The following is a 25,119-nucleotide window of genomic DNA, read 5'->3' as shown; positions in this document are numbered from 1 at the left end:
ACTTGAAATGGTTAATGGAATATTTAAAAATTTCAAGGTAAAATTCTAAAAAATTTCTTAACAAGGTTTAAAAATGAAAAAAATGATTTTAAGTTCAGCATTGGCGTTTGCTTTATTCCAAGGAGTAAGTTTTGCAGAGACTTTTGCAAAGGTAAATGGAGATGAAATTACCGAAAAAGATATCGCAGCACTTATGAGAGCAATGCCCGGAGTTTCTTTTGCACAATTACCACAAGATGCTAAAAGTCAAGTAATCAATCAAGCTATTGAGAGAAAATTGCTTATCGAGCAAGCTAAAAAAGATGGAGTGGAGAAAACAAAAGATTTCAAAAATGCACTTGAAAGCGTAAAAGATGATTTGGCTTTAGAAGTTTGGATGCGTCAAGAAATGGAAAAAGTTAGAGTAAGTGATTCTGAAATTGAAAAATTTTATAATGACAATAAAACAAAATTTGTTCAACCAGAAGTTGCGAAGGTGCGACATATTTTGGTAAATAGTGAAACAGAAGCAAAAAATATCATTTCAGATGTTAAAAGAGCAGGTAAAAATTCACTTGCCAAATTTGAAGAACTTGCAAAATCAAAATCAAAAGATGGAAGCGCTCAAAATGGCGGTGATGTTGGTTGGATTGCTAGAGGACAAGTTGTCCCAGAATTTGCTGATGCAGCATTTAAGCTTAATAAAGGACAATATACACAAACTCCGGTTAAAACTCAATTTGGTTATCATGTTATTTATGTAGAGGATAAAAAACCTACTACAACTTTAGCACTCAAAGATGTAAAAGGGCAAATTGAACAAAATTTGCGTTTGATGAAATTCCAAGAAAATGTAAAAAAAGAAGGTCAAGAGTTGCGTAAGAAAGCAAAAGTAGAAATTACTGCTAAATAAAGGGTAGTAATGCTAGTTTGTGGAAATGCGATTTTAGATAAGGCAAATAAAGAAAATTATGGAGTTGGGGCTTTTAATTTTGTCAATTATGAAATGCTAAGTGCCATTTTTGAAGCGGCAAATCTCAAAAATTCTCCAATCATTGTGCAAGCAAGTGAAGGTGCTATCAAGTATATGGGGATTGATATGGCTGTTGGGATGGTGAGAATCCTAGCACAAAGATATCCGCATATTCCTGTGGCTTTGCATTTGGATCATGGGACGAGTTTTGAATCTTGTATTAAGGCTATTAGAGCAGGTTTTACTTCGGTTATGATTGATGCTAGTCATCATCCTTTTGAAGAAAATTTAGCAGAAACAAAAAGGGTAGTTGAAGTAGCTCATATTGCAGGGGTAAGCGTTGAGGCTGAACTTGGAAGATTAATGGGGATTGAAGATAATATTTCTGTAGATGAAAAAGATGCTTGTTTGGTAAATCCACAAGAAGCAGAAGAGTTTGTTAAGGAATCTGGAGTAGATTTTTTAGCTCCAGCAATTGGGACAAGTCATGGTGCTTTTAAGTTTAAAGGAGAGCCAAAGCTTGATTTTGAACGATTAATAGAAGTCAAAAAACGCACAAAGATTCCGCTTGTGTTGCATGGTGCAAGTGCGATTCCTCAAAATGTGAGAGAGGCATTTTTGGAAAGTGGAGGGGATTTAAAAGGAAGCAAAGGAGTCCCTTTTGAGTTTTTGCAAGAAGCAATTAAAGGCGGAATTAATAAAATCAATACAGACACTGATTTGAGAATCGCATTTATGTCAGAAGTAAGGCGTGTAGCAAATGAGGATAAAACTCAATTTGATTTGCGGAAGTTTTTTGCACCAGCAAAAGATTTTATGATAAAAGTAATTGCAGAAAGAATGGATATTTTAGGAAGTTCAAATAAAATTTAAAAAGGAAAAAAATGGCTTATTCAATGAGTGATTTAAAAAAGGGTTTAAAGATTGAGTTAGAGGGGATTCCATACAGAATCACAGAGTATCAGCATGTGAAGCCGGGTAAGGGAGCTGCATTTGTAAGGGTTAAAATAAAATCGTTTTTAGATGGGAGAGTTTTGGAAAAAACCTTTCATGCGGGCGATAAATGCGAAGAGCCAAATTTGCAAGAAAAATCAATGCAATTTCTTTATCATGATGGGGAATTTTTTCAATTTATGGATAATGAGACTTATGAACAAATTGGATTGAGTGAGGATCAAGTGGGCGATGTGGCAAAATGGATGATTGATTCTATGCTAGTTAGCATTTTATTCCACAATGGCAAGGCGATTTCTGTTGATGTTCCACAAGTGGTGGAATTAAAGGTTGTAGAAACTCCACCAAATTTCAAAGGCGATACTGCTAGTGCAGGCAAAAAATCAGCAACATTGGAGACAGGTGCAGTTGTGCAAGTCCCTTACCATGTATTAGAAGGTGATATTATTCGCGTCAATACAGAAACAGGTGAATATTTGGATAAAGTAAAATAAGGTATTTTATGGCAAAGATTCTAGTTCCGCTTGGAAAAGGGTTTGAAGAGTTAGAGGCAATTTCTATTATTGATGTGCTAAGAAGGGCAGGTTGTCAAGTAATCATAGCTAGTTTAAAGGACAATTTAGAGGTTTTATCTCAAGGCGGAGTGAAGATTATTGCAGATGTTGATGTTTCCAAAGTCGAAGCACTCAAAATAGATGCTGTTGTTTTTCCGGGTGGTTGGGAAGGAACGGAGAATCTTATTGAGTGCAAAGAGCTTAGAGAGCTTGTTTTGGAAATGGATTCTCAAAGAAAAATAATCGCAGCAATCTGTGCTGCACCTTATGCGCTTTTTAAAATGGGCGTTTTGAAAAATAGAAATTTTACTTGCTATCCTAGCATTGAAAAAATGATAGATAATCCTAATTATCAAGATTCTAAAAATGTTATTCACGATGAAAATATTATTACCTCAAAAGGACCAGCGACGGCTTTAGAGTTTGCATATTATCTAGTAAAAACCCTTGTTTCGCCTCAAAAAGAAAAGGAAGTCAAAGAAGGGATGTTGTTTATTTGAAGTTTTTTAAAGTAGGTATTTTATTTGCTATTATTGGATTATTATTAGCAGGTTGTTTGGCGGGGTATAGAAATCTAATTTACAATCCTCAAAACATTGCCAAAGAACAAGTTGTTAAGGAAGTTATCCATAATGCTTTGGAAACCACTGTAAGTGAGGTTTTGGACACACAAGAACCTATCACAAAAACCATCTCTATAGAAAATATTATTAAAAATCTTAAAACCCATTTTGAGCAGGTTGTAACACAATTAGTCCAAAAAGCTGCAAAAAATTGGGGTAAAAATAATGCTGCAACAGCCTCTCAAGAAGTGTATGTAAAATATACTGATTCTTATCTTTCTAAAGCAGAAGTTGATTTCTCAAAAGGAATAATTTCTGTTGCAACTTTGGATACAAAGGATCCCAAAAAGGCACTACACAAAGCAATTGTTGCAACTCTGCTAACTCCAGAAGATCCAGAAAAAGTGGATTTGTATTCAGATAAAGAGATTACTTATAGCGGCAAGCCTTATTTGGCAAATTTAGTAAAAGACAATGAAGGTGTAGTGGTATTGTATCCTTGGAGGGCGAATCGCTATGCAACTTATTTGATTGACAATGCTTTGAAAACTAAAGATATCACAGAAGATGGAAAAACCAAAAAAGTGTATTATGTGCAATTTAATATGGTTGCAGATAGAGAAATACAAAGCGAGCATAAATATGGCGAATATGTTGCACTTTATGCAAAAGAATATCAATTAGAGCAGGCTTTAATTTTTGCTATTATCAAAACAGAGAGTAGTTTTAACCCCTATGCAGTAAGTCATATTCCCGCATATGGTCTTATGCAAGTCGTGCCTGCAAGTGCGGGGAGAGATGTTTATAAGGCACTCAATGATAAAGATGGAGTCCCTACAAAAGAGATGCTTTTTACACCAAAAATTAATATTCAATATGGTTCAACTTATTTAAATATTCTCTTCACTCGTTATCTAAAGGGGATTAATAACTCCCTCTCTCATGAATATTGTGTGATTGCAGCGTATAATACAGGTAGCGGAAATGTGCTTTCAGTTTTTCACAGCGATAGAAAAAAAGCAATAGAAGTCATTAATTCTATGACTTCCTCTGAAGTGTATCGGAAACTTCGAACTTCTTTGAAATATGAAGAAGCACGCAACTACTTACTTAAAGTTACAAATGCCAAAAAAGAATTTCAACAGACTGCTACAAATACACAGGATTCTGGGATTTTGCTTAGTGTGAGATAATGGAAGTTTTTGAGATTGCTCAAGCCCCAAAATCTTGTGGTTATTTGGAAGGGATAGAAGCCAAATATCGTTATCTTTATATCAAAGAATGTAGCAAAGAGTTTTATGATTTGTTGCTTCAAAGAGGTTGGAGGAGGTTTGGGAATTATTTTTTTGTCCCTATGTGTGAAGGTTGTGAATCTTGCATTTCAATCAGGCAGGATTGTGAGGCATTTAGTTTTTCAAAATCCCAACTAAGAATCCTCAAAAATCCTTTGACTTTGGAAATTTCAAAGCCAAGAGTAAGCAAAGAGCATTTGGAATTGTATGATAAATACCATTGTGTGATGAATTCCAAAAAAGGTTGGCAATATCAAGGCATTTCTTTGGAATCTTATTATGATACTTTTGTTAGGGGGTATGAGGATTTTGGCTATGAATTTTGTTATTATTTTGAAGGGCATTTAGTGGGTGTTGCATTGGTGGATATATTGGATAATGCAATTTCTGCGGTTTATTGTTATTATGATCATAATTTTGCCAAATATTCTATTGGTAGCTATTCTATCCTTAAGCAAATCGCAATTGCAAAAGAGTATAATATTAAATACTTTTATCCCGGATATTGGATAAAAAACCATTATTCTATGGGCTATAAAGAGAAATTTAAACCCTTTGAGATTCTTATTAATCGACCGAATTTAAATGAAGAGGCTATTTGGAAAAAGGAGGAATCTTGCATTACACAAACTTAATTTCACAACTCTTTGAAAAAATTTCACATTTTGCTTTTTATCCTAAAATACAAATTTTAATCAACAAATTTTATATTAGAATCTTCAATATTAATATGGAAGAGTTTGATACTTTGCAGAGTTATCCTACATTAAATGCACTTTTTACGCGCTCACTGGTAAAAATGAGAAGCTTTGATAAAAGTGAAGTGGCAATGATCGCACCTTGTGATTCTGTGGTTATGGAAAGTGGAGTGTGCAAGGAAAATCTTGCAATGCAGATTAAAGGAAAAAGCTATAAAATCGATGACTTTATTCATCACAAAATAGATGAGAATTTCTTTTATGTTAATTTTTATCTCTCTCCTAGTGATTACCATAGATTCCATGCACCACTTGATTTGTGGGTGAAAAAAATTGCGTTTATACAAGGATTGCTTTTGCCAGTCAATGAAAGGTCGCTTTATAAAAATGAGAATCTATTCATCAAAAATAAAAGGGTGGTTTTAGAATGTGAAGATGAGTTTGGTAATGACTTGTATTATGTGGCTGTTGGGGCATTAAATGTGGGGAAAATCCAAATTAATTTAGAATCTAAAATCGCTAATTTAAAAGAAAGTGAAAGTTTTTGTTATGAAAAGCCGATATTTGTCAAAAAGGGTGATGAATTAGGCTGTTTTCAAATGGGTTCTACAATAGTGATGTTTTCTAAAAATTGGGAGTATAACCTAAAGATAAAAGAAAAAGTGCTTTTTGGGCAACAAATTGCGAAATACAAAGGATAGATAATGCAAGCAAGAATCAAAGAATTGTTAAAAAAACACGATGTTTTATTGGTGGCACATTATTACCAACGCGATGAGGTTGTGGAGATTGCTGATTTGAGTGGTGATAGTTTGGAGCTGGCTAAAAAAGCCTCTTGCAGTCCTCATCAAAATGTGCTTTTTTGTGGTGTTGGGTTTATGGGACAGAGTGTGAAGATACTCTCGCCTTCTAAACGCGTATTTATGCCAAAAATTGCTTGTTGTTCTATGGCAAGAATGATTGATGATACTTATTTTGATAAGTCAATTGAGAAATTAAAAGAATACGGAATTAATGAGATTTTTCCTGTCACTTATATCAACTCAAATGCAGAGGTTAAGGCTAAAGTGGCAGAATTGGGAGGTGTGGTTTGCACGAGTGCGAATGCTGCTAAAATTATGGATTATGCCCTAAAACAAAAGAAAAAGATTTTTTTCTTGCCTGATAGGTGTTTGGGGCAGAATCTTGCTATGCAAAATGGTTTGAAAAGTGCAGTTTTGGGTGTGGATTCTAAGGAAGTGGTTTTGGAAGCAGATGTGATTTGTTATGATGGATTTTGTTCAGTTCATCAGCTTTTTACTCCAGAAGATATTGATTTTTATCGTGAGAAATATGAGGGGATTTTGGTAGCAGTGCATCCAGAATGCACTCCAGAAGTGGTGAAAAAGGCAGATTTTGTTGGTTCTACAAGTCAAATTATTCAGTATGTCCAAAACCTCAAACCTAGTCAAAAAGTGGTTGTTGGCACAGAATTTAATTTGGTTAATCGCCTAAGAAAGCCATACAATGGAATCCAAAATACTTTTGTATTATCTTCAACAAAGCCCGAATGTCCTACAATGAATGAAACAACTTTGCAAGATGTTTTAAGTGTTTTGGAGGCATTAGAGAGTGGAAAACCCTATAATGAGATTCTATTAAGCCAAGAAGTGGCTATAAAAGCCAAAAAGGCTTTGGACAAAATGTTAGAGCTTTCATAAAGGAGATTTTAATGGAGATTTTGTTAGATGATTTTTTAAAGGCGGTTTTAAAAGAGGATATTGGCAGGGGTGATTTGTATTCTAAGATAGAGAATAATATTCAAGTTGAAAGCTATATTTTGGCAAAAGAAAGCGGGATTTTATCGGGCAGAATTTATGTAGAGAGGCTGTGTAAGTTGCTAGGAATTGAAGTGAATTTTGTCATCAAAGATGGAATGGAATTTAAAAAGGGTTCAAAATTGGCTACTTTTAGTGGCAAAATGAGCGAGATTCTAAGTGCAGAGCGTGTGATTTTGAATCTTTTGCAGCATTCAAGTGGTATTGCAACGCTTACAAGAAAGTATATTGATGCAATGCAAGATAGCTCTTGTGTGCTTTTGGATACGCGTAAAACTCGTCCTTTGCTTAGAGAGTTTGAAAAGTATTCGACTTGTAATGGAGGGGCGGTGAATCATCGCCTTGGTTTAGATGATTGTTTGATGTTAAAAGACACTCATCTTTCAAGAATTTTATCTTTGAAGAAATTTATTCAAGAGATTAGAAAAAAGATTCCTTTTACAACCAAAATTGAAGTAGAATGCGAGAATCTTTTGCAGGCAAAAGAAGCCTTGGAATCTAAAATTGATATTTTAATGTGCGATAATATGGATATACCTACAATCACAGAAGTAGTCAAAATGCGTGATGAAATCGCACCTAATGTATTGTTAGAAGCAAGTGGGAACATTACTCTAGCAAATATTCAAGAATATGCCAAAAGTGGTGTAGATGCTATCTCAAGTGGAGCTATTATCCATCAAGCAACTTGGTTGGATATGAGTATGAAGATTGATTAGAGGTTTTTGGATAGGGAGTATAGGCTTGGAGTATGCAAGATAGAGAAAAGGCTTTTATCAAAACATTAGCTCAAAGCAAATCTACCTTTGGAATAGGCGATGATGGGGTTTTGCTTGGTGATTTTGTGGTGGCAAATGATGCCTTTTTTGAAGGGGTGCATTTTAAGAGAGAATGGGGAAGTTTGGAATCTCTTATCCAAAAATCTTTTTTGGTGAATCTCTCGGATATTTATGCGATGAATGCGATTCCAAAATATGCGTTACTCACCCTTTGTATTCCAAAAGATTTTAAAGAAGCTCGAGAGTTAGCAAGGGTATTTAGCAGAGTAGCAGAGAAGTTTGGGGTAAAAATCGTTGGGGGAGATACGATTGTAGGGGAGAAATTACAGATTGTACTAACGATTTTGGGGGAAAAACAAAAAAAAACACTTTTTAGAAAAAAGATTCAAAAAGGCGATTTTCTAGCTTATCTTAGTCCAAGAAGTCCCTTGAATCTAGCACCAAAACAAGCATTTGGGAAAAACTTGAGGGCTTTAAAATATGCGTTGAGATTCAATCAAATCTCCAAAAATAGCCGATTTGAGTGTCCGCTTGTGTATCCTAAGATGATTTTTGCATTCAATGATATTGCAAAAGCTGGAATGGATATTTCAGATGGAATCTTTGTAGAATTAGGGAGGCTTGGGCAGATAAATAAGGTAGATTTTGAGCTTTTGAAGCCTAAGGGTGAGTGGTTTTATTCGCCTGAAGAATACCAAATGCTTTATGCTTTGAGTGCTAAAAATCTCAAAAAAGCACAGAATCTTGCAAAGAAATTTCGCCATCATCTTGTGATTTTTGCTAGGGCAAAGAGGGGCAAATATCAATCATTAAAGAAAAATTGGCATTGTTAAATGGGTTTTAAATATCCATAATCAAAAAAAACCAAAGTATAAAATCAAAAATTCTCTAAAAAAGCGTTGAAAAGTGGTGGTTTGCAAAACTTATCAATTGATTTTGGATTCTTGAATTTTTGATTTAAGTTTGTGGTCGGGTTTTTTTGGGATTGCAATTTGGAGTTTTTGAGGAATAAATAATTGGGTTGTTGGTTTTTTGGATTCTAAATTTCAATAAAAAGTAAAATTTATTTTAAAATTTATAAAGTTTTTTAAAAAAATCCGATATAGAATTTATAAATTTTATTATTTTAGGCAATAAAAATGTTTAAAGCTTTTGTTGGTTTGGTATTGTCTAGTCTTGGCAACTTCACTTTTTTTAGGAGGTGAAAGTAGGGGAAACTCTAAGTGGAGAGAAGGCTAAAGAGGCTTTAAAAACAGCCCAAAAAGAATTGAAGGGTAATTTGAAGCTTCCACAAAAAAGTGCAAGAAATGTAAAGGCGGTTGGAGGAATGTATCCTTTTGATACTTTTAGTATTGATTATAATAAGGAAGGATTATTGTCAATTAACGATTCAAGTGGTAATCCAATCGTTTTTGTGGCATACACTTTAAATCAAATAGTTAATTTAGGTAATAATTTGTTTGTTGATAATTCTGCTTTGTTTGATGATACAAGTTATTATGTGCAAGAATGGGATAAAAAAACTAATGAATATGTAGGGAGAAATGTTAATGCTTATGAATATTACAATGGAGGGCATAACTTCAATGCTGCCTATACTGAATGGGGAATGCCACATAGTAATAGTTTTGGAATGTGGATAAAGATTTCTGAATATCCAAACAAAAACTTAACGCTTTTCTCAAGAAATGAGAATTATGTGGCTGGAGGTGGCTATAGGTCTGATTATTTTCATTTTCAATTACTGCCTTCTGGACAATTGGAAGTGAATACCAAAATAACGGATTATTCCGTAGATAGTCTTGTTACTAGCAAATCAATACCTCTTAATAAATGGGTATATATACAGGCAATAGAAAATGTATTGGATTATCAAATTAAATGGGAAACAAAAGATGGAGTTGATAGTGAAGAGGTTAGTGATACATTTGTTAGAGATACATTAAATATACAGGATAGTGAATTCTTTACGCAAAGTAAGCAAAAAAATAGACTTTTTGATACAGATACTATTAGGGATTATGCAAATAACAACAAAAATACAATACAAGTAAAAGAAATTTTTTATAATCCTATAGTGGGTATGTTTGAATTAAAGGATAATTATAGTGCTAAAGAAAAATTAATTTTCTCTGTTTTATATAAGAATGTAGATGATGAGGGTAATCCTGAAATTTATTCAATCAGCACTTTAGCATTGGAAGCTTATAATCTTTTAGCTAGTGGAAGTTCATCGGTGGTAGATATGAATGATTTTGATATTTATTATGATGTGAATACTTTAAATATTATTATGATTGATTTTAGAAATACTAGGCAAGGAGCTTGGGAATGATAACTTTGGGGAATGGATTAAGTTTGTCTTTTGCGACAAATTTGGCTTTAGAAGCTAAAAAAGATTCAAATGGGACTAGTTTATCGGCTATTGCTGGAAACAATCATATAGAAATAAATGATGAAACTCTTAAAAAACACGAATTACAAATGAAGACTGATGCGATATTAAATGGAACAAGATCGTATTTTTATGGGAGTTTTAATCGCCATGATGAAGTAATAAAAGACCCATTTGGCTATTATACAACTACAGAGAGAACCTCACTGAATAACACAAGTATGCTAAATGACTATGGTAGAAGCAATGTCCTAAAAACGCCGGTGGGGGATATGGAGGTGTTTTTGGATTTGGAGGGGGATAATGATAAATATGGGGTTGGGAAGTTGGAATATTTGGGACAACTGATTAATTTAGATGTCAATAAAGATGGCTTTTTGGATTCTAGTGATGAGTTTTTTGATAAGCTAAAGCTTCGGGGTTATAACTCTGCTGGGGAAGAAGTGATTTTGAAATTTAGCGATGTGTATAAGGCACTAGATTTGACGAAGTTTGTCCATACCCAAAAAGATGTGGATAAGGCTAGGGAAAATGGGGATAGGATAAGCAATGGAACTTCACTTTTTGCACCAGAGTTGAGTTATAAAAAGATAGAAAGTCAAGACTTAAAAAAGCTTTTTGAGGTTTATGCTGATGAGAGTGGGTGGATTGATCTAAGCAAAACTTATATCGATAAAGAGGGCAAGAAGAATTATGTTTATTGGGATTTTATGAATTCTTTTAATTTTGCTTTTAAATCGCCTATGCTTAATGGCTCTACGAGATTAGAGACTTTTGCAATGAGTCCTTTTGATGAAGAGATGATTAAAGAGTTTGGATATAAGGATTATAAGGGCTTTAGAGATTCTAAAATGGATTTGGCTAGTGAGGTGAAGTTTCGATTTGATTATATGTATCAAAATTATTACGACAAAGATGCGGATTTTATCACAGAATTATCTATTAGGCGGGAGTTTCAAAAGCTTACTGGAATGGAGTTTAGTGAATCAAGATTTAAAGAAATCTATGAGGGGCTAAATAGCAATAATCCTGAAATAATGCAAAAATATGTGAATGCACTTGATGGTGGGCTAGATGCAGTTAATGGGCTAAAACTCAATGATGATGGGAGCATTACTTTGCGGTTTGTTTCGGGCAAAACGATAAATGTCAATGAACTCTATATGAGTAATGGAGAGTTTAATCTCACAAATACAGGGCAAGTAGCGAGTGTGATGACTGAAGCAAGTGAGATGAGTGAAGAGAAGCTTAATGAGCTTGATTTTACGCAGATTGGGACAGATTCTAATGGTAGCATTGTTTCCTTAGCAGAGCTTGGAGTGGAGTTTATCCAAAAAACAATTTTTGCTAATGGGCAAAATGCCTTTATCCTCACAACCGGTGATGGTAAGGAAATGGTGGTCGCAAATCTCTATAAGATTCGCAGTGTGGAAGATATGGTGAGATTTGGGGAAATTGATGAGGAAGAGAAATTAAGAATCAAATATGAATGGGACGCATAAAATAAACTTTACAGAATCTTTACAAAGAGTGTAATTTCTCTTTACAAACACATTTTATACTTCTAAATATTTTTAAATTTAGGAGTTAATATGAAAAAATGTTTGTTAGGGCTTTTGGCTAGTTGCGTGTTTGGTGGTGTGCTAATGGCACAAGATATTTTTCCTATTTCAAGAGAAATGGGTTCTGGGACTAGGGGGGCATTTGTAGAGATTTTTGGAATCCAAAAAGAAGTAAGAAACAAAAAGGTTGATGCCACTACCCAAAAAGCAGAGGTTACAAACTCAACAGGAGTTATGATGACCACAGTTGCAAACTCTGCAAATTCTATTGGTTATATTTCACTTGGCTCTTTAAATGATACGATTAAAGCAGTTAGTATTGATGGGGTTAGCCCGAGTGTGCAAAATATCAATAACAAAACCTATGGGATTTCTCGCCCTTTTAATGTTGTTACAAAGACTATGAATCCTGTAATTGAAGATTTTTTGAAATATGCCCTTTCAAAAGAGGCTAAAGGGATTGTAGAAAAAGCAGGATATATTTCAGTAGCAAAAGATTCTTATGCAAGCACAAAGCTAAGTGGCAAGATTATTATTGCAGGTTCTAGCTCTGTAACGCCTCTTATGGAAAAACTCAAAGAATCTTATGAAAAAATCAATCCAAATGTAGAAATTGAAATTCAACAATCTGATTCAACAACTGGTGTAAATTCTGTGGTAGAAGGAATTGCTGATATTGGTATGGCTTCACGCGAGATTAAAGAGAGTGAATTAAAAAAGGGAATTAACGCGCAAGTGTTGGCTATCGATGGATTGGCTGTGATTGTGAATAAAGAAAATCCTATTAGTAATCTCAAAAAAGAGGATGTAAGAAAGATTTTCTTAGGTGAAATTACAAGCTGGGAACAAGTAAAATAATGATATCAAAAGAAAAGTTTTTTCAAGGGATTTTTGCATTTTGTGCAATCATTTCCACTCTTGCAGTGGGAATGATTTGTATTTTTTTATTTGGGAATGCAATCCCTACAATTCATGAAATCGGATTTATTCATTTTATTTTTGGAATGGATTGGTATCCAACCGAGGGTATTTTTGGAATCTTTCCTATGATTGTGGGGAGTATTTATGTAACGGCGTTGGCGATTTTTATTGGTGTGCCTATTGGGGTTTTAAGTGCAATTTATCTTTCTGCCTTTTGTCCTAAAAAGCTCAAAAAATACATAATGCCAGCAGTGGAGCTGCTGGGAGCTATTCCTTCAGTTGTTTATGGATTTTTTGGGCTTGTTGTTGTAGTGCCAATTTTGGCGGATATTTTTAGTGGCATACCCGGAAAAAGCGTTTTGGCTGCCTCTATTATTTTGGCAATTATGATTCTTCCAACAATTATTCTAGTTTCAAAAGCAGCTTTAGATTCTGTTCCAAAAAGTTATTGTGAGGGTGCATTAGCACTTGGTGCAAGCAAAGAAAGAAGCGTTTTTTTTGCTAGTCTTCCTGCGGCAAAAAGCGGGATTCTTTCTTCTATAATTTTGGGAGTTGGGAGAGCTATTGGGGAAGCAATGGCTGTGATTATGGTGGCAGGCAATCAAGTGCAAATTCCAGAGAGTGTTTTAGATGGAGTGAGGACGCTTACTACAAATATTGTGCTTGAAATGGGCTATGCGACAGATTTACACAAGGAAGTTTTGATTGCTAATGCGGTAGTTTTGTTCGTGTTTATTTTGCTTATCAATGCTTGTTTTAATGCGTTAAAAAGGGAGGTAAAATGAAAAAAGCTAGAGTTGATTATCTCTCTATTTGTTTGTCTTGGTTGTTGAAAATATCGATGTTTAGCACTTTGTTTGTTTTTTTTGTTTTGATTGGTTTTATCTTTTATAAAGGAGTGATGTATCTTTCTTGGGATTTGTTTGCTTGGGAATATACGAGCGAAAATGTCTCGATGATGCCTGCAATCATTAATACAATTAATATGGTGCTTTTTTCACTTCTAATCGCACTTCCATTGGGGATTTTTGGTGCGATTTTTTTGAGTGAATATGGGAATAAAAAAAGTCGTTTATTAAATCTTATCAGGGTTGCCTCAGATACTTTGGTTGGGATTCCTAGTATTGTGTATGGATTGTTTGGGTATTTGGCATTTGTAATTTATTTTGGGTTTAGAACAAGTTTTATAGCGGGTGTTTTAACGCTTTCTATTATGATTTTGCCTTTGATTCTTAGGAGTTCTGAGGAGGCATTAAGAAGTGTTCCTATGAGTTTTAGAGAGGCAAGTTTTGCTTTGGGGGCTGGTAAATTAAGGACGATATTTGCGATTATCGTCCCTGCTGCGATTCCGGGAATTTTGGCAGGGGTAATTTTGAGTATCGGGCGGATTGTTGGAGAGAGTGCGGCATTGCTTTATACTTCAGGAAGTGTAGCAAAAGTGGCTGGAGTGATGGATTCTGGGAGAACTTTGAGTGTGCATATGTATGCTATTTCTAGCGAAGGACAACACATTAATCAAGCTTATAGCACAGCGATGATTTTAATTTTAATTGTGCTTGTGATTAATATCGCATCAAACTTGATAGCAAAGAAACTTACTAAAGGGTCATTATGAAAAATGCTTGTTTTGAAATAAAAAAAATGAATTTATATTATGGGAATTTTTTGGCACTAAAAAATATTAATATGCAGATTAATAAAGGAAAGGTAACGGCTTTTATAGGTCCTAGTGGGTGTGGAAAATCTACTTTTATAAAAAGTCTAAATCGAATGAATGATTTAGTGGAGGATTGCAAGATTGAGGGAAAGATTCTCTTTGATGGTAAAAATATTTATAAGGATTATGATGTAAATATCTTACGCAAACGCGTGGGTATGGTGTTTCAAAAGCCAAATCCTTTTCCTATGAGTATTTATGATAATATCGCATTTGGTCCAAGAACACATGGGATTAAAAAGAAGTCCAAATTAGATGATATTGTGGAACAGAGTCTAAAAGATGCGGCTTTGTGGGAAGACTTGAAAGATAGATTGGATAAGAATGCTTTGGGGCTTAGTGGGGGGCAACAGCAGAGATTGTGCATTGCTAGGACTTTGGCGGTGAATCCTGAAGTGATTTTGATGGATGAACCTACAAGTGCATTGGATCCTATATCGACTTTAAAGATTGAAGAATTGATTATGAGATTAAAAAAGGAATATACTATTATTATTGTTACCCATAATATGCAACAAGCCGCTAGAATATCAGACCAAACTGCCTTTTTTCTACTAGGCGAAGTGATAGAATATGATGATACTAGCAAAATTTTCAATAAACCAAAAGATAAGAAAACACAAGATTATATTAGTGGAAGATTTGGATAATATGATAAAATTTGTTTCAAAAATGAGGTGCTTTTTTGATTTATGTATTAGAAGATGATAATTCAATTTTGGAACTTATTTTGTATGCTTTGAAATCTCAAAATATAGAGGCTAAGGGGTTTAGTGAGCCTTTAGCCTTGCAAGAAGCTATCAAAGAAGAGATTCCCCAAATTCTTATTTTAGATGTGATGTTGCCGGGTATTAGCGGGTTTGAAATTTTAAGAGAAATTAAAAATAGCGAAAAAACAAAGGGAATTGCTGTTTTGATGCTAAGTGCTTTAAATAGCGAATTAGATAAAGTAAAAGGGCTAGATTGTGGAGCAGATGATTATATTACAAAGCCTTTTGGGGTTATGGAATTTCTAGCTAGAATCCGAGCTTTATTGCGTAGAGTAGAGACAAAAAAAGATGAAATTATTTTTGGGGAGTTGGAGTATTCTAGTGTCAAACATAGTGTTACATTAAGAGGGAAAAAAGTGGATTTAACACTAAAGGAATTTGAGATTCTTGGGCTATTGCTGAAAAATATTCAACGCGCATTTAGCCGAGATGAGATTTTGGAAATATTGTGGGGCGATAGCTATAATGCAGAAAGTCGCAGAGTGGATATTCATATTAAAACATTGCGTCAAAAGTTGGGGGATTTTGGAGAGCATATTAAAACTATTCGCGGCATTGGTTATCAATTTTCAAGAGAGATTTAGAATTTAATGCAAAAAAAGATTTTTTATTCTATTTTTAGTGCTTGTCTTTGTTTGCTGATTTTTGTGAATATATTTTTTGTGTTTGCCCTAGAGGGATTTTTGCAAAAAGAAATGTTTATACAATTAGAAAAACAAGCAAAAGCAATCCAGCCCTATATTCATAAAATATTGCAAAAAGATACCGATGATTTTTTTGAATTTTTGACAAAAAATCATTATCGCTTGAGCGTGATTAGTGCTAATGGAAAGGTATTGTATGATAATCAAGCAGATATTGGCAAAATGGAGAATCATTCCAAAAGAGAAGAGATAAAAAATGCTATTGCAAATGGGGATTCAAAGATAGTCCGCTATTCTAATACTTTGAAAGAAAAGACATTTTATTATGCGTTATTTTTAAAAGAGCAAAATGTTGTTTTGAGGCTTTCAAATACGCAAGAATATATTGTGGGATTGTTTGGGGAGTTTATACCTTATTTTGTGTTTGAAATTCTTGTATTGCTTGTTGTTTTGTATTTGCTAGCAAAGATTCTTACCAAAATGATTTTAAAGCCGATTTTAGAGATTGATTTGGAGCATTTGAGCGAAGATTCATTGTATGGCGAGTTGCATAGTTTTGTAAAAAAAATTAAAGATCAAAACAAAACAATTAAAAACCAGTTTAAGCATTTGAAACAAAAGCGACAAGAAATGCTTTTATTGACTGAAAATATGAGTGATGGGCTGATTTTGTTAAATCGGCATGGAAGTATTTTAAATACTAATAAAAGCGCACAAGCGTATTTTACTAATCTTGAGGGAATTAGCAGTATTTATCAATTAGAAGATTCTAGATTTTTAAAAATTGCTTTAGAGTATTTGAAGGAATTTAAAAAAAATAAAAAACGGGATAATAAAATTTTGCAAATGCAGCTTTTGGGGTATGAGTGTGAGGTGGTTTTTTCGCCTATTTTTTCAAAAAATGAGAAGTTTAAAGGAATGGTAATTGTTTTGCGTAATATTACAGAAAAGAAGCTTGCACAGAATCTGCGTAAAGAATTTAGTGCAAATGTAACGCATGAGCTAAAAACCCCTTTGACTTCTATTTTGGCTAGTAGCGAAATGATAAAAAATGGTCTGGTGGCAAAAGAGGATTTGCCTGAATTTATTGATAAAATAGCCTTAGAATCTAAAAGGCTTTTGGAAATGATTGATGAAATTTTGAAAATATCTTTTTTGGATGAATGCGATGAGGAAGTATTAAAAAGAAATAGAATTAATCTTAAAAATATGGTTTTAAATGTTATCAAAAGATTGCAGCTAGTGGCACAAAAGAATGATATAACAATCATTCCAAAATTAGAGGATTGTTCTATTGTAGGTGTTAATGAGCTTTTGGAGAATCTTATTTTTAACCTTTGTGATAATGCGATTAAATATAACAAAAAAGGTGGATTTGTTGAGATTGTCTTAGAGAAATTGCCTAATGAGGTGGTTTTTAGAGTCAAAGATAGTGGAGTTGGGATTCCAAAAGAGTATTTATCCCGAATCTTTGAGCGGTTTTTTTGCGTAGATAAGGGCAGGAGTAAAAAGCTTGGGGGCAGTGGGCTTGGATTGTCTATTGTCAAATCAGCTTTGAAATATAATAATGCACAAATTGAAGTAAAAAGTGAAGTTGGCGTTGGTAGTGAGTTTATTGTGCATTTTAAAATTTGAAAATAAAGATAATTTATGAGGACTTAAAAAAACTGCAAATATCTATTTCTAGGGCTTTAGAGATTTTATATAAATGCTCTAAATTGAAATGTTTTCCATATCTACAACATTCGCAATTTGAATAAAATGCTACGGATTTAATTCCAATTTCTAATGCCAAATCCAATTGCGAGATTCCTTTTTCTTCCCTTATATTTCTAATGGTTTTGGAGATATTTTGATAAAAGTTCAAGATTTCTTCTTCTGTGGCATTGCCTAGTTGATTGTCCATCTTTAATTTATCCTATAGGATTAAATTTTATTTAAATTTACAATGTTATAATGCTAGTTTCTATATCCTATAGGATAAATTTATTGAAAAGGTTCAATGATGAAAAAGATATTTATTGCATTATTAATGGCGGTTTCTACTAATTTTTGCTTAGCGGCTGATGATGAGTTGGCAAATGACATTAAAAACAAGGCTATTGATATAGGGTTTGGCGCAATTAGTGGATTTTTATCTGGAAAAAGTAGTGAAGAAATTGCTAAAGATGCGAAGGAACAAGCTATTGATGCCACTAAAGAAACAGCCGATAAAAAGCTTAATGAGATGAAAAAGTAGTGAATCCCCCTAATTTGTGGGGGAAATTATTTGTTGTATTTTGCTGGCAATTTCATCCATTGCTTTGCAGAGCGTTTTGTGATTTCTAAGGTTGCATCCATTCCTCCTGCAAGCGAGAAAAGCCAAAATTTGTGTGCATAAAGCCAATCAATTTGTTTTACTTGTTTCTCAATAAGGGTTTTAATCGGTCTTACAGCGATTTTTGCAAACTCTAATTCTTGATGCACGATATAAGATTGCACCGCATCAGAGAAAACTTTGATAAAAGTATCTTCTTGGAACAAAAGCTTAACATCATCAATTTCTTCGATGAGTTTATCCATTTTTTTGAAATTAATTTTTTCGAGTTTATTTTCTTTATTGAGGCGTTCTAGCTCTTCTGTCATTTTGACAACTTTTAAGAAAATTTTTTCTACTTCCTTTTTTCTTTTGTAGCCATAATCCAAAAATTCTTTAATTTTGGTTTGGATATGTTTTTGGTTGGCTTTGATTTGCTCTTTTGTTGGTGGAGCTAGTTTGATTTCTTTTTTTGGGACTTTTGGGAGAGTTTTTAGAATCTCTTCAAAAGGGATTTCTTTGGTCCCTGCTATCCTTGCTCCACCTTCTGTAGAATTGATAACTTCTAAGTTATAAGGGGTTTCTGCAATATCTTTTTCAAAAAAATTCAAAAACATTTTCCACACAGAAGTGGTTTCCACCATTTCATTTCCACCATAAGCTGGGACTAGAATCTTTTCAGATTCATTTTCTTTGCGTTTGTATTGGGTTTCATTTTCTCCAAAAATCGCATCTTTAGAGTGGGTTTTGCCATCTTTTGAAAAAGCTAAATCTTGCCCTATAAAAATACATCTTTCAAATCTTGAATGCACGACAATTTCATAAGCCATATTAGCCGCACTCATTCCAATTCCAGCATAGCCATAATCTTGCAAATCAAAGAATCTTGTATAGCCAAATGGACGCATACTAAAGGATTTAGTGCCTTGAGTGATTGCTTTTGTAGTGGCTTTATGCACAATGCTTGTGAGGGCAAAAATAATTCCTTTTTGTGCTTTTTTGGGAGTTTTGATGAAAAAATCTGCAGTTGGCTCTACACGTTCTAAGGTTACTACAATATCGGGTTTTATTCCATGTTTGGTAAGAATAGGGAAAGAAGCATCAACTGAAATAATTGTAAGATAGGGTGCATATTGTTTTAAGAGCGGAAGTTGCTTGTACAAAGAAGGTCCTGTGGATACAATCACTGCTGTATCGCAGTTTTTTGCATGAGAGATGAGCTCTTTGAAGCTTGGAGTAGTAATCATTTCTGGGAGATTGTATATGTGATGTTCTAATCCAATAAGTGCATCTGTAGAATCATTTCCCACTGCAATCACATGGTGTTCTAAACTTCTTGTGATGATTGCATTTAATTCAAGGCATTCTTCTGTGTATGTGCCATAATAATTGTTGTAAATATGAAGGGTATAGATCCGAGAGTAAATCCATTGTCCCTCTTGCACAAGGTATTGATCTAGCTCTCCAAAACTTGCTGTTTTAGTCCAAAAGATAAGCAATTTTTCATCTAAAATTTCTTGTTCAAAATCCACAAAATTAAGCGCAATATAAATTAGCTCTAATTCTGGTTCAAAAATAAAAAGTTTTTTGAGTGAGGAATTGTTGAGTAAAAATTTATGAAAGATTCCATTGCCCATACCAAAAAAATAAAAAAATGGATAAAGATTATAAGCTTCAAATTCTTTGATTTTTTGGGTAACTTCCACTAAAGGTTCTTGATGAAAAAGAGCGACTTTTCTTTCTTTGTCGTAGATATTAATATTTAGTGGATCTTTGCCGACATAAACTTCGTATTTTTGATTGGGCTCTAATATCTTGAGTTGTGCAGCAAGAAGTGGATTTTTTTGATAAAGTGCTTTTAGATTTTTTTCAAATCTTGGATTGGTATAATCTGACATAGGTTTCCTTCTATAAAGAGTATAAATAAGGTTAAAAGCCCAAAAGGGCTTAAGATTATTGGAGAAGTTGGAGGATATTTTGTTGAACTTGGTTGGCTTGTGCCATCGCAAAACTTCCTGATTGAGCTAGGATATTTGTTTTGGAGAAGTTTGCGGATTCTTCAGCAAAGTCTGTATCGCGAATTTGAGATTCTGCGGATTTGACATTTACTTGTGTAACAGTAATATTGTTGATTGTTGAAACAAGTTGTTGTTGCACAGAACCTAAGTCCGCACGGATTCTATCTAAATGTTCTTGTGCAGATTGTGCCATATCCATAACTGCCATTGCACCCTCTAAGCTTGTAACACCAGCTCCGATACCATTTGCATTAACAGCTGCAATAGAAGCATTTGCATTTGCACCGATAGCAGAAGCGATATTGGCATCAAATTCACCTTTGACACTTCTAAGATTGACAGTGTATTGTGCATAACCAGAACCAGCTTGGATATTAGCTGCACCAGAGTGTAAGCCTACATTTGAAAAGCCAGTTCCAGAGACTAAAATATCCCTTGCATTAAGGCGAGTGAGAGTTAGGCGACCAACAATTGCGTGTGTTGTCCCAGAAACCCCAGCAAAAGAACCACCACCAAGTACTGTAGAACCGCTTGTAACTTGGACAGAGATTGCTCTACCATCAGTGCTTGTAAGCTGCAATGCTCCAGAAATGCTCAAAGATGCTTGAACGCCTGTTCTTTCTTTTTGTGCATTAATAGCTGCGATTAATCTACCATCGCTATCGCTTTTTTGGACATCATTAATATCACCGATTTGGATTCCATTGATTACTAATCCCCTAATTGTTCCTGAGGCAATTTCAGTTCCGCCTTGACCTATAACGCTATAAGAAGCCCTTACTCCTAGGGTATCTGAATTTTTATTGATAGCTTCTGCCAAAGCACCAATTCCTGTTCCTGCAGAAGTAGAGATTTTCACGGTTTCAATAGCATAATTGTTAGTTCCATCAGTGTTTAAGAATCTCAAAGAAACTTCACCAAAGCTATCTGCACCAGCACTCACTATCATTTCAGCGGCAGTTTCATAGCGGACATGCCCGATTTTGTTAGAATTGGTTGGCTGGATTGAAGCTTGGACTGTAACATTGGAGTATGCACCAATTTGGAATTCTTTGTTGGTAAAAGCACCAGATAGCATTTGTTGTCCATTGAAGCTAGTGGTGTTTGCAATATTGTCTAGTTCTTCCATTAATCTTAAAATATCATTTTGGAGCGCAGTTCTTGTGGTGGTTGTTTGTCCATCTTGTGCTGCTTGTGTTGCTTTTGTTTTGATGGTATCTAAGATTTTGATTTGCTCATCCATTGCTTTATCGGCAGTTTGAATCATACCAATGGCATCATTAGCATTTCTTGTAGCTTGACCTAAAGCGGCTGCCTGAGAACGCAAACTATCGGCAATTGCCATACCAGAAGCATCATCGGCTGCTTTGTTGATTCTCAAACCAGAGCTTAATTTCTCTAGCGATTCAGCCATATTTCTATTATTGACAAGCCCAGAAGTATGAGCATTCAACGCATTAACATTTGTGTATATCCTAAAACTCATTGTGCATCCTTTGCAAAAATTTAAATTTGAAATTTGTAAAGCAATATGTGTTCCACTTTTTGAAAACAAGAAGCATTTATTGAGGTATTTTGGATAAAAATATTTTTGTAAGTAAAGTTTTGCTAGAATCTGCCGATATTCTTTAAATGAAAAATTTTAGTTTTAGGTGTAAAAGATTTTATGGAGATACAAACTCAAGAGATTCTAACAAGATTGAAAGAAGCACAAACAAAAGAAAATATTAATGAATGTGTGCAGTTTATCCGTGCATTTGGGCAAGAATGGCAAGAAAAATTAGAAGATTCTTTGCGCCAAGAAATTGTAGGTTTGCTTAGAGATAGGATTTTGGAGATTATAGTTTCAAAGGGCGATGTTTTAGAAAAAAATATATTGTGGGCTTATGGATTATTAATCCCAAATAAGATTAGCAAAGATGAGAGGTTTTTAAAATATTTTGATTTTTGCGCGCCTTATGTGGAAGATAGCAATATTTCTTATTATGAAAAGCTTTTGTTTATAGAGTTTGCTAGTAGTGCTTTATTGCTTGCTGGAGAGAGGGAAAGAGCAGTAAAATTCTTTTTTTCAAAAATCATTTATTTGAGTTTGAGAGAAAACTATATGGTGGAGCTAGATCCTTTTGTAAGGGAGTTTTTGTATTATTATGAGATTCCTATTGAGTGGATTTTGGAGATTCAAAGGGAGGCTTTAGAATGGGAGAGATTTTCAAAATTAGATGATTTTACTAAGAAAACGATTTTTTTGTGGAATATGCATTGTTTTTGGAATGTGAAACATTATTTTAACCATTTAAAATGGAGAGAGAATTTCCCTACTTGGCTGGATTGCTTAAAGAAGCTATTGGAAGCTGGGAATCTTGATATGGCGATGTATGTGGAATTTTATATTTATCATAAGTTTGGAAATTCCGCACAAACTCAAGAGGATTGGCAAGAATACAATGATAAAGTAGTAAAGCTTGTAGAGCCTTATTATGTAGAATATGGCAAGAATCTTCCTAAATGCAAAGAAAAGGTGGGGGGTAGAAAGGGTGAGAAAATTAAAATTGCAATCATTAAAGATAGGATTGTGGAAAATTCGCCCTATAAGGTTGAATACTCATTGTGTAAGGCTTTAATGCAAAATGAAGAGTTTGCTAGCAAGTATGAAGTGGTTGTATATAGTATGAATTATATTCAAAAAAGTGAAGATGGAATTGGGACAATGCAGAGTTTCGTGCAAGTAGGAGTTCCTGTCATATGTCCTGCATACCAGCTTGTTAGGCAGCATAGCTATTATTATTCGCATTTGCAAAAGGCATTATTGATTCGACAATCACTGCTTAATGAGGGAGTGGATATTATCATTATCACAGGGACAATTGATTGTGCAGATTTTTTGTTTGCTACAAGAAGTGCGCCTAGACAGATTTATTGGAGTCATGGGAATGGAAGGTATGATATTGTAGGGATTGATGAGAGGATTAGTCATGCTGTGCCTCCAACGACACCTTATGTTTTTAAGAGTTTTTCAGTCCCTATGGATATTGAGAAATTCTACAATCCGCCAAGAGATCCAAAGCTTATAGAAGTGGAGAAAGCAAAATATCCTATAACGAAAGATACAGTGGTTTTAGGAGTGATTGGTAGGCTTGTAAAGGTTGATAGCGATGAATATTTGGAGTGCATTGCTGAAGTAATGAAAAAGCATAGCAATACAATTTTTATTGCAGCTGGAAGCGGAAATATACCCGTGATTCGAGAGAAAGTAGAGAAGCTTGGAATCTCGGAGCGATTTTTTATGCCTGGATTTGTCGATCCGCATATCTATGGGCATATTATTGATATTTTTTGTAATACTTTCCCAATGGAGCAGGGGGAGAGTGTCGCGGAGTTTGAAGCTAAAATGAGGGGACCGCATGTTGTTAAGATACCATCAATGATAAAAAGAAGAGAACGTGTTAATGAAAAAATATATGGATCAGATTCTGATATATGGGATATTATTTGCAAGCAATTAAAAATTGACAAAAAAGAAGTATATAAAGTTTCTTATGAGGGACTATATGACAAAATGCAACCAGATAGCATTGAAGGTTATAAGCAATCAATCGAATATTTTATTGAGGTAGCTAAAAATTCAGAAATTACAGAGGTTTTGAGAAGGCAAGGCAGAGCTTATCAAGAATATAAATTTTTATTATTCTATCAAACATTTGGCGGATTAAAGGAGATTTTTGTATGAAGTATTTTATTTATCCTAAAGCGATAAATGGGTTAAGTATTGCAGACTTTTTAGATATTTATTTTTGCGATAATCAATATTGTTTTATTGATGATGGGGATGAATCAATTACATTGGATTTAATTGTAAAAGATATTTGTCAGGATGATGTAGTTTTAGTGGCATCGACAAAAAATTATGAGAATATCGCCAAAAAGCTACAAGAGAGAAATTTGCGTTACTTAGATGGGATTAGTTGGTGCGGAGAAGTTATTAACCAATTAATCAATGAGCAAAAAGAGCCCGATAGAAAATATGTAGGAATTGTAATTAGTAGTCATTATATTGAAAGCAATTTTGCAAATATCGATGAAAATCTACTGCAAATGGGGTATGGAGTAGTTTATTTTGTTTTTGATAAAAATCTTTATGAAAAATATTCGTCCAAAGGGCTTTGTATGCTAGCTCCACATAGTATTTTAGAAAAAATTAATAGTGTAGATTTGATGCTATTGGCAAATGGTGAGGCAACTCATAGCAATGTGACAAGTATTAATTTGACGCATGGGTTTCAGGGGCGAAGTCATGCTTATTTTTATAAGGAGGATGAGGACGTTGCTAGAATGTTATCGGTTTTGGATTACGAAGTTTCTGGAAGTAAAAACATAAAAGCGTTTAATGAAAAGTATTATAAAAAGTATGGGGCAAAAACAGAGGCATTGCCTTTGGGTTATTTAAAATTAGATAGCGATTACAAAAAGTATGAAAGATATCTTGAAGCTTGCTTTGATTGTGGTTGTGGTGAATTCGTGATACTATCTTTTACTTTTATGAATAAAGAACACAATGCAGATAAATATAGAAGCTTAGCTAGAGCATTAAAAGAAAATAATAAGAAGGTGGTTATATCTCCGCACCCAACACATTACGAGATAGTAATGCAAGAGTTAGCCGATGTATTTGATAATCAATTTATTTTTTCGGGAAATGATTTTGAGAATCGTTGGGAAATGTTTGCTAAGTCTATTTGCCTAGTTACTGATTGTTCATCCGTTGGCTATACATATCCTATTATTACAGGAAAGCCCGTGATTATTTTTGCCAGAGATTCTCAAGATTATTTTAAAAAAGCAGGAAATAATGGATATTTTGATGAGAGGATTCATTTTTTCTGCTCTACCGAAGATGAGCTTTGCCAAATGGTTGAGAGAATGCCTAATATATCAGAAGAATACACTAAGGCAATTGAAAGTTATAGAAAGAATGAATGTTTTAATTTTGGCTGTTCAGAGGAAAAAATTGTAGATTGGATTGTTAAAAAACTTAGAGGAGATATATAATGAATGTTATTACTATTAGAATCACTTCTAAATGTAATTATACCTGTGGTATGTGTCCATATCATGGCGACGACTACAAAGAGGATTATTTCAATAAACGTCCAGAATTTAACAGAGATATGAGTTTAGAAGAATTTGAAG

At 34.0% G+C, this 25,119-nt stretch carries 24 protein-coding genes; 21 read left to right on the top strand and 3 right to left on the bottom strand.

Annotated features, from left to right (window positions below; translation table 11 throughout):
- Positions 1-73 precede the first annotated feature (73 nt).
- The 18 genes from JJQ98_RS05690 (at position 74) to JJQ98_RS05605 (ending at position 17,253) form a co-directional block, all read left to right on the top strand.
- Positions 74-892, top strand: a complete 819-nt coding sequence (locus JJQ98_RS05690; protein ID WP_005022448.1) for a peptidyl-prolyl cis-trans isomerase — start codon at positions 74-76, stop codon at positions 890-892.
- 9 nt (positions 893-901) lie between these two features.
- A complete protein-coding gene (locus JJQ98_RS05685) occupies positions 902-1,825 on the top strand; it encodes a class II fructose-bisphosphate aldolase (protein ID WP_005022451.1) in 924 nt (307 codons plus the stop codon).
- 11 nt (positions 1,826-1,836) lie between these two features.
- The gene (efp, locus tag JJQ98_RS05680; RefSeq protein ID WP_005022452.1) at positions 1,837-2,400 is read left to right on the top strand and encodes an elongation factor P; all 564 of its coding nucleotides are present in this window, start codon (positions 1,837-1,839) and stop codon (positions 2,398-2,400) included.
- An 8-nt stretch (positions 2,401-2,408) separates the two neighbouring features.
- Positions 2,409-2,960: a DJ-1 family glyoxalase III gene (locus tag JJQ98_RS05675; protein ID WP_060661614.1), complete on the top strand. Its 552-nt coding sequence runs from the start codon at positions 2,409-2,411 to the stop codon at positions 2,958-2,960.
- Positions 2,957-4,216, top strand: a complete 1,260-nt coding sequence (locus JJQ98_RS05670; RefSeq protein WP_247596707.1) for a murein transglycosylase domain-containing protein — start codon at positions 2,957-2,959, stop codon at positions 4,214-4,216. Before JJQ98_RS05675 ends, JJQ98_RS05670 begins: the two co-directional genes overlap by 4 nt.
- A complete protein-coding gene (locus JJQ98_RS05665; RefSeq protein WP_151105072.1) occupies positions 4,216-4,950 on the top strand; it encodes an arginyltransferase in 735 nt (244 codons plus the stop codon). Before JJQ98_RS05670 ends, JJQ98_RS05665 begins: the two co-directional genes overlap by 1 nt.
- Complete coding sequence (locus JJQ98_RS05660; protein ID WP_077246842.1) at positions 4,932-5,714, top strand: phosphatidylserine decarboxylase; 783 nt, start codon at positions 4,932-4,934, stop codon at positions 5,712-5,714. Before JJQ98_RS05665 ends, JJQ98_RS05660 begins: the two co-directional genes overlap by 19 nt.
- Positions 5,715-5,717: 3 nt before the next feature.
- Complete coding sequence (gene nadA / locus JJQ98_RS05655) at positions 5,718-6,713, top strand: quinolinate synthase NadA (protein WP_151105073.1); 996 nt, start codon at positions 5,718-5,720, stop codon at positions 6,711-6,713.
- Between the two features lie 11 nt (positions 6,714-6,724).
- Positions 6,725-7,549 carry a carboxylating nicotinate-nucleotide diphosphorylase gene (gene nadC, locus JJQ98_RS05650; RefSeq protein ID WP_054198304.1) on the top strand — a complete coding sequence of 275 codons (825 nt, stop codon included), beginning with the start codon at positions 6,725-6,727 and terminating at the stop codon, positions 7,547-7,549.
- 32 nt (positions 7,550-7,581) lie between these two features.
- Positions 7,582-8,442, top strand: a complete 861-nt coding sequence (locus tag JJQ98_RS05645) for a thiamine-phosphate kinase (protein WP_151105074.1) — start codon at positions 7,582-7,584, stop codon at positions 8,440-8,442.
- 368 nt (positions 8,443-8,810) lie between these two features.
- Complete coding sequence (locus tag JJQ98_RS05640) at positions 8,811-9,944, top strand: LamG domain-containing protein (RefSeq protein ID WP_151105075.1); 1,134 nt, start codon at positions 8,811-8,813, stop codon at positions 9,942-9,944.
- Positions 9,941-11,506 carry a hypothetical protein gene (locus JJQ98_RS05635; RefSeq protein WP_151105076.1) on the top strand — a complete coding sequence of 522 codons (1,566 nt, stop codon included), beginning with the start codon at positions 9,941-9,943 and terminating at the stop codon, positions 11,504-11,506. Before JJQ98_RS05640 ends, JJQ98_RS05635 begins: the two co-directional genes overlap by 4 nt.
- Positions 11,507-11,596: 90 nt before the next feature.
- Entirely contained in the window at positions 11,597-12,424 is an 828-nt protein-coding gene (locus tag JJQ98_RS05630) for a substrate-binding domain-containing protein (protein ID WP_151105077.1), read from the top strand.
- A complete protein-coding gene (gene pstC, locus JJQ98_RS05625; protein WP_005022474.1) occupies positions 12,424-13,272 on the top strand; it encodes a phosphate ABC transporter permease subunit PstC in 849 nt (282 codons plus the stop codon). Before JJQ98_RS05630 ends, pstC begins: the two co-directional genes overlap by 1 nt.
- Positions 13,269-14,102: a phosphate ABC transporter permease PstA gene (pstA, locus tag JJQ98_RS05620; RefSeq protein WP_005022475.1), complete on the top strand. Its 834-nt coding sequence runs from the start codon at positions 13,269-13,271 to the stop codon at positions 14,100-14,102. The genes pstC and pstA overlap by 4 nt, the downstream gene beginning before the upstream one ends.
- A complete protein-coding gene (pstB, locus tag JJQ98_RS05615; protein ID WP_065827829.1) occupies positions 14,099-14,854 on the top strand; it encodes a phosphate ABC transporter ATP-binding protein PstB in 756 nt (251 codons plus the stop codon). Before pstA ends, pstB begins: the two co-directional genes overlap by 4 nt.
- A gap of 35 nt (positions 14,855-14,889) precedes the next feature.
- Complete coding sequence (locus JJQ98_RS05610; protein ID WP_104745942.1) at positions 14,890-15,558, top strand: response regulator transcription factor; 669 nt, start codon at positions 14,890-14,892, stop codon at positions 15,556-15,558.
- A gap of 6 nt (positions 15,559-15,564) precedes the next feature.
- Positions 15,565-17,253, top strand: a complete 1,689-nt coding sequence (locus JJQ98_RS05605; protein ID WP_247596706.1) for an ATP-binding protein — start codon at positions 15,565-15,567, stop codon at positions 17,251-17,253.
- Between the two features lie 13 nt (positions 17,254-17,266).
- Here JJQ98_RS05605 and JJQ98_RS05600 read toward each other — a convergent pair whose 3' ends face one another.
- Positions 17,267-17,524: a helix-turn-helix domain-containing protein gene (locus JJQ98_RS05600; RefSeq protein WP_005022479.1), complete on the bottom strand. Its 258-nt coding sequence runs from the start codon at positions 17,522-17,524 to the stop codon at positions 17,267-17,269.
- A 99-nt stretch (positions 17,525-17,623) separates the two neighbouring features.
- Here JJQ98_RS05600 and JJQ98_RS05595 point away from each other — a divergent pair, with 99 nt between their 5' ends.
- Complete coding sequence (locus tag JJQ98_RS05595) at positions 17,624-17,857, top strand: hypothetical protein (RefSeq protein ID WP_230845590.1); 234 nt, start codon at positions 17,624-17,626, stop codon at positions 17,855-17,857.
- Positions 17,858-17,883: 26 nt separating this feature from the next.
- Here JJQ98_RS05595 and JJQ98_RS05590 read toward each other — a convergent pair whose 3' ends face one another.
- Together JJQ98_RS05590 and JJQ98_RS05585 are read right to left on the bottom strand one after the other, a co-directional pair.
- Positions 17,884-19,812: a motility associated factor glycosyltransferase family protein gene (locus JJQ98_RS05590; protein ID WP_151105078.1), complete on the bottom strand. Its 1,929-nt coding sequence runs from the start codon at positions 19,810-19,812 to the stop codon at positions 17,884-17,886.
- A gap of 55 nt (positions 19,813-19,867) precedes the next feature.
- On the bottom strand, positions 19,868-21,418 hold the full coding sequence (locus JJQ98_RS05585) for a flagellin B (RefSeq protein ID WP_065826474.1): 1,551 nt from the start codon (positions 21,416-21,418) through the stop codon (positions 19,868-19,870).
- A 180-nt stretch (positions 21,419-21,598) separates the two neighbouring features.
- Between JJQ98_RS05585 and JJQ98_RS05580 the strand changes: the two genes are divergently transcribed.
- Together JJQ98_RS05580 and JJQ98_RS05575 are read left to right on the top strand one after the other, a co-directional pair.
- Positions 21,599-23,659, top strand: coding sequence for a glycosyltransferase family protein (locus JJQ98_RS05580; RefSeq protein WP_247596705.1), 2,061 nt, complete (start codon positions 21,599-21,601; stop codon positions 23,657-23,659).
- Positions 23,656-24,978, top strand: a complete 1,323-nt coding sequence (locus JJQ98_RS05575) for a CDP-glycerol glycerophosphotransferase family protein (protein WP_151105079.1) — start codon at positions 23,656-23,658, stop codon at positions 24,976-24,978. Before JJQ98_RS05580 ends, JJQ98_RS05575 begins: the two co-directional genes overlap by 4 nt.
- Positions 24,979-25,119: the final 141 nt, after the last annotated feature.

Origin of the sequence: Helicobacter pullorum NCTC 12824, from assembly GCF_017979475.1 — a bacterium.
Lineage (GTDB): Bacteria > Campylobacterota > Campylobacteria > Campylobacterales > Helicobacteraceae > Helicobacter_D > Helicobacter_D pullorum.
Note: the sequence above shows the minus strand (reverse complement) of the source record. Positions and strands in the feature narration are given on the sequence as shown.

Bases quoted from the DNA above. Each gene is read 5' to 3' on its own strand.
- JJQ98_RS05690 (WP_005022448.1), top strand. From the start codon at position 74: ATGAAAAAAATGATTTTAAGTTCAGCATTGGCGTTTGCTTTATTCCAA.
- JJQ98_RS05685 (WP_005022451.1), top strand. From the start codon at position 902: ATGCTAGTTTGTGGAAATGCGATTTTAGATAAGGCAAATAAAGAAAAT.
- efp (WP_005022452.1), top strand. From the start codon at position 1,837: ATGGCTTATTCAATGAGTGATTTAAAAAAGGGTTTAAAGATTGAGTTA.
- JJQ98_RS05675 (WP_060661614.1), top strand. From the start codon at position 2,409: ATGGCAAAGATTCTAGTTCCGCTTGGAAAAGGGTTTGAAGAGTTAGAG.
- JJQ98_RS05665 (WP_151105072.1), top strand. From the start codon at position 4,216: ATGGAAGTTTTTGAGATTGCTCAAGCCCCAAAATCTTGTGGTTATTTG.
- nadA (WP_151105073.1), top strand. From the start codon at position 5,718: ATGCAAGCAAGAATCAAAGAATTGTTAAAAAAACACGATGTTTTATTG.
- nadC (WP_054198304.1), top strand. From the start codon at position 6,725: ATGGAGATTTTGTTAGATGATTTTTTAAAGGCGGTTTTAAAAGAGGAT.
- JJQ98_RS05645 (WP_151105074.1), top strand. From the start codon at position 7,582: ATGCAAGATAGAGAAAAGGCTTTTATCAAAACATTAGCTCAAAGCAAA.
- JJQ98_RS05635 (WP_151105076.1), top strand. From the start codon at position 9,941: ATGATAACTTTGGGGAATGGATTAAGTTTGTCTTTTGCGACAAATTTG.
- JJQ98_RS05630 (WP_151105077.1), top strand. From the start codon at position 11,597: ATGAAAAAATGTTTGTTAGGGCTTTTGGCTAGTTGCGTGTTTGGTGGT.
- pstC (WP_005022474.1), top strand. From the start codon at position 12,424: ATGATATCAAAAGAAAAGTTTTTTCAAGGGATTTTTGCATTTTGTGCA.
- pstA (WP_005022475.1), top strand. From the start codon at position 13,269: ATGAAAAAAGCTAGAGTTGATTATCTCTCTATTTGTTTGTCTTGGTTG.
- pstB (WP_065827829.1), top strand. From the start codon at position 14,099: ATGAAAAATGCTTGTTTTGAAATAAAAAAAATGAATTTATATTATGGG.
- JJQ98_RS05605 (WP_247596706.1), top strand. From the start codon at position 15,565: ATGCAAAAAAAGATTTTTTATTCTATTTTTAGTGCTTGTCTTTGTTTG.
- JJQ98_RS05600 (WP_005022479.1), bottom strand. From the start codon at position 17,524: ATGGACAATCAACTAGGCAATGCCACAGAAGAAGAAATCTTGAACTTT.
- JJQ98_RS05595 (WP_230845590.1), top strand. From the start codon at position 17,624: ATGAAAAAGATATTTATTGCATTATTAATGGCGGTTTCTACTAATTTT.
- JJQ98_RS05590 (WP_151105078.1), bottom strand. From the start codon at position 19,812: ATGTCAGATTATACCAATCCAAGATTTGAAAAAAATCTAAAAGCACTT.
- JJQ98_RS05585 (WP_065826474.1), bottom strand. From the start codon at position 21,418: ATGAGTTTTAGGATATACACAAATGTTAATGCGTTGAATGCTCATACT.
- JJQ98_RS05580 (WP_247596705.1), top strand. From the start codon at position 21,599: ATGGAGATACAAACTCAAGAGATTCTAACAAGATTGAAAGAAGCACAA.
- JJQ98_RS05575 (WP_151105079.1), top strand. From the start codon at position 23,656: ATGAAGTATTTTATTTATCCTAAAGCGATAAATGGGTTAAGTATTGCA.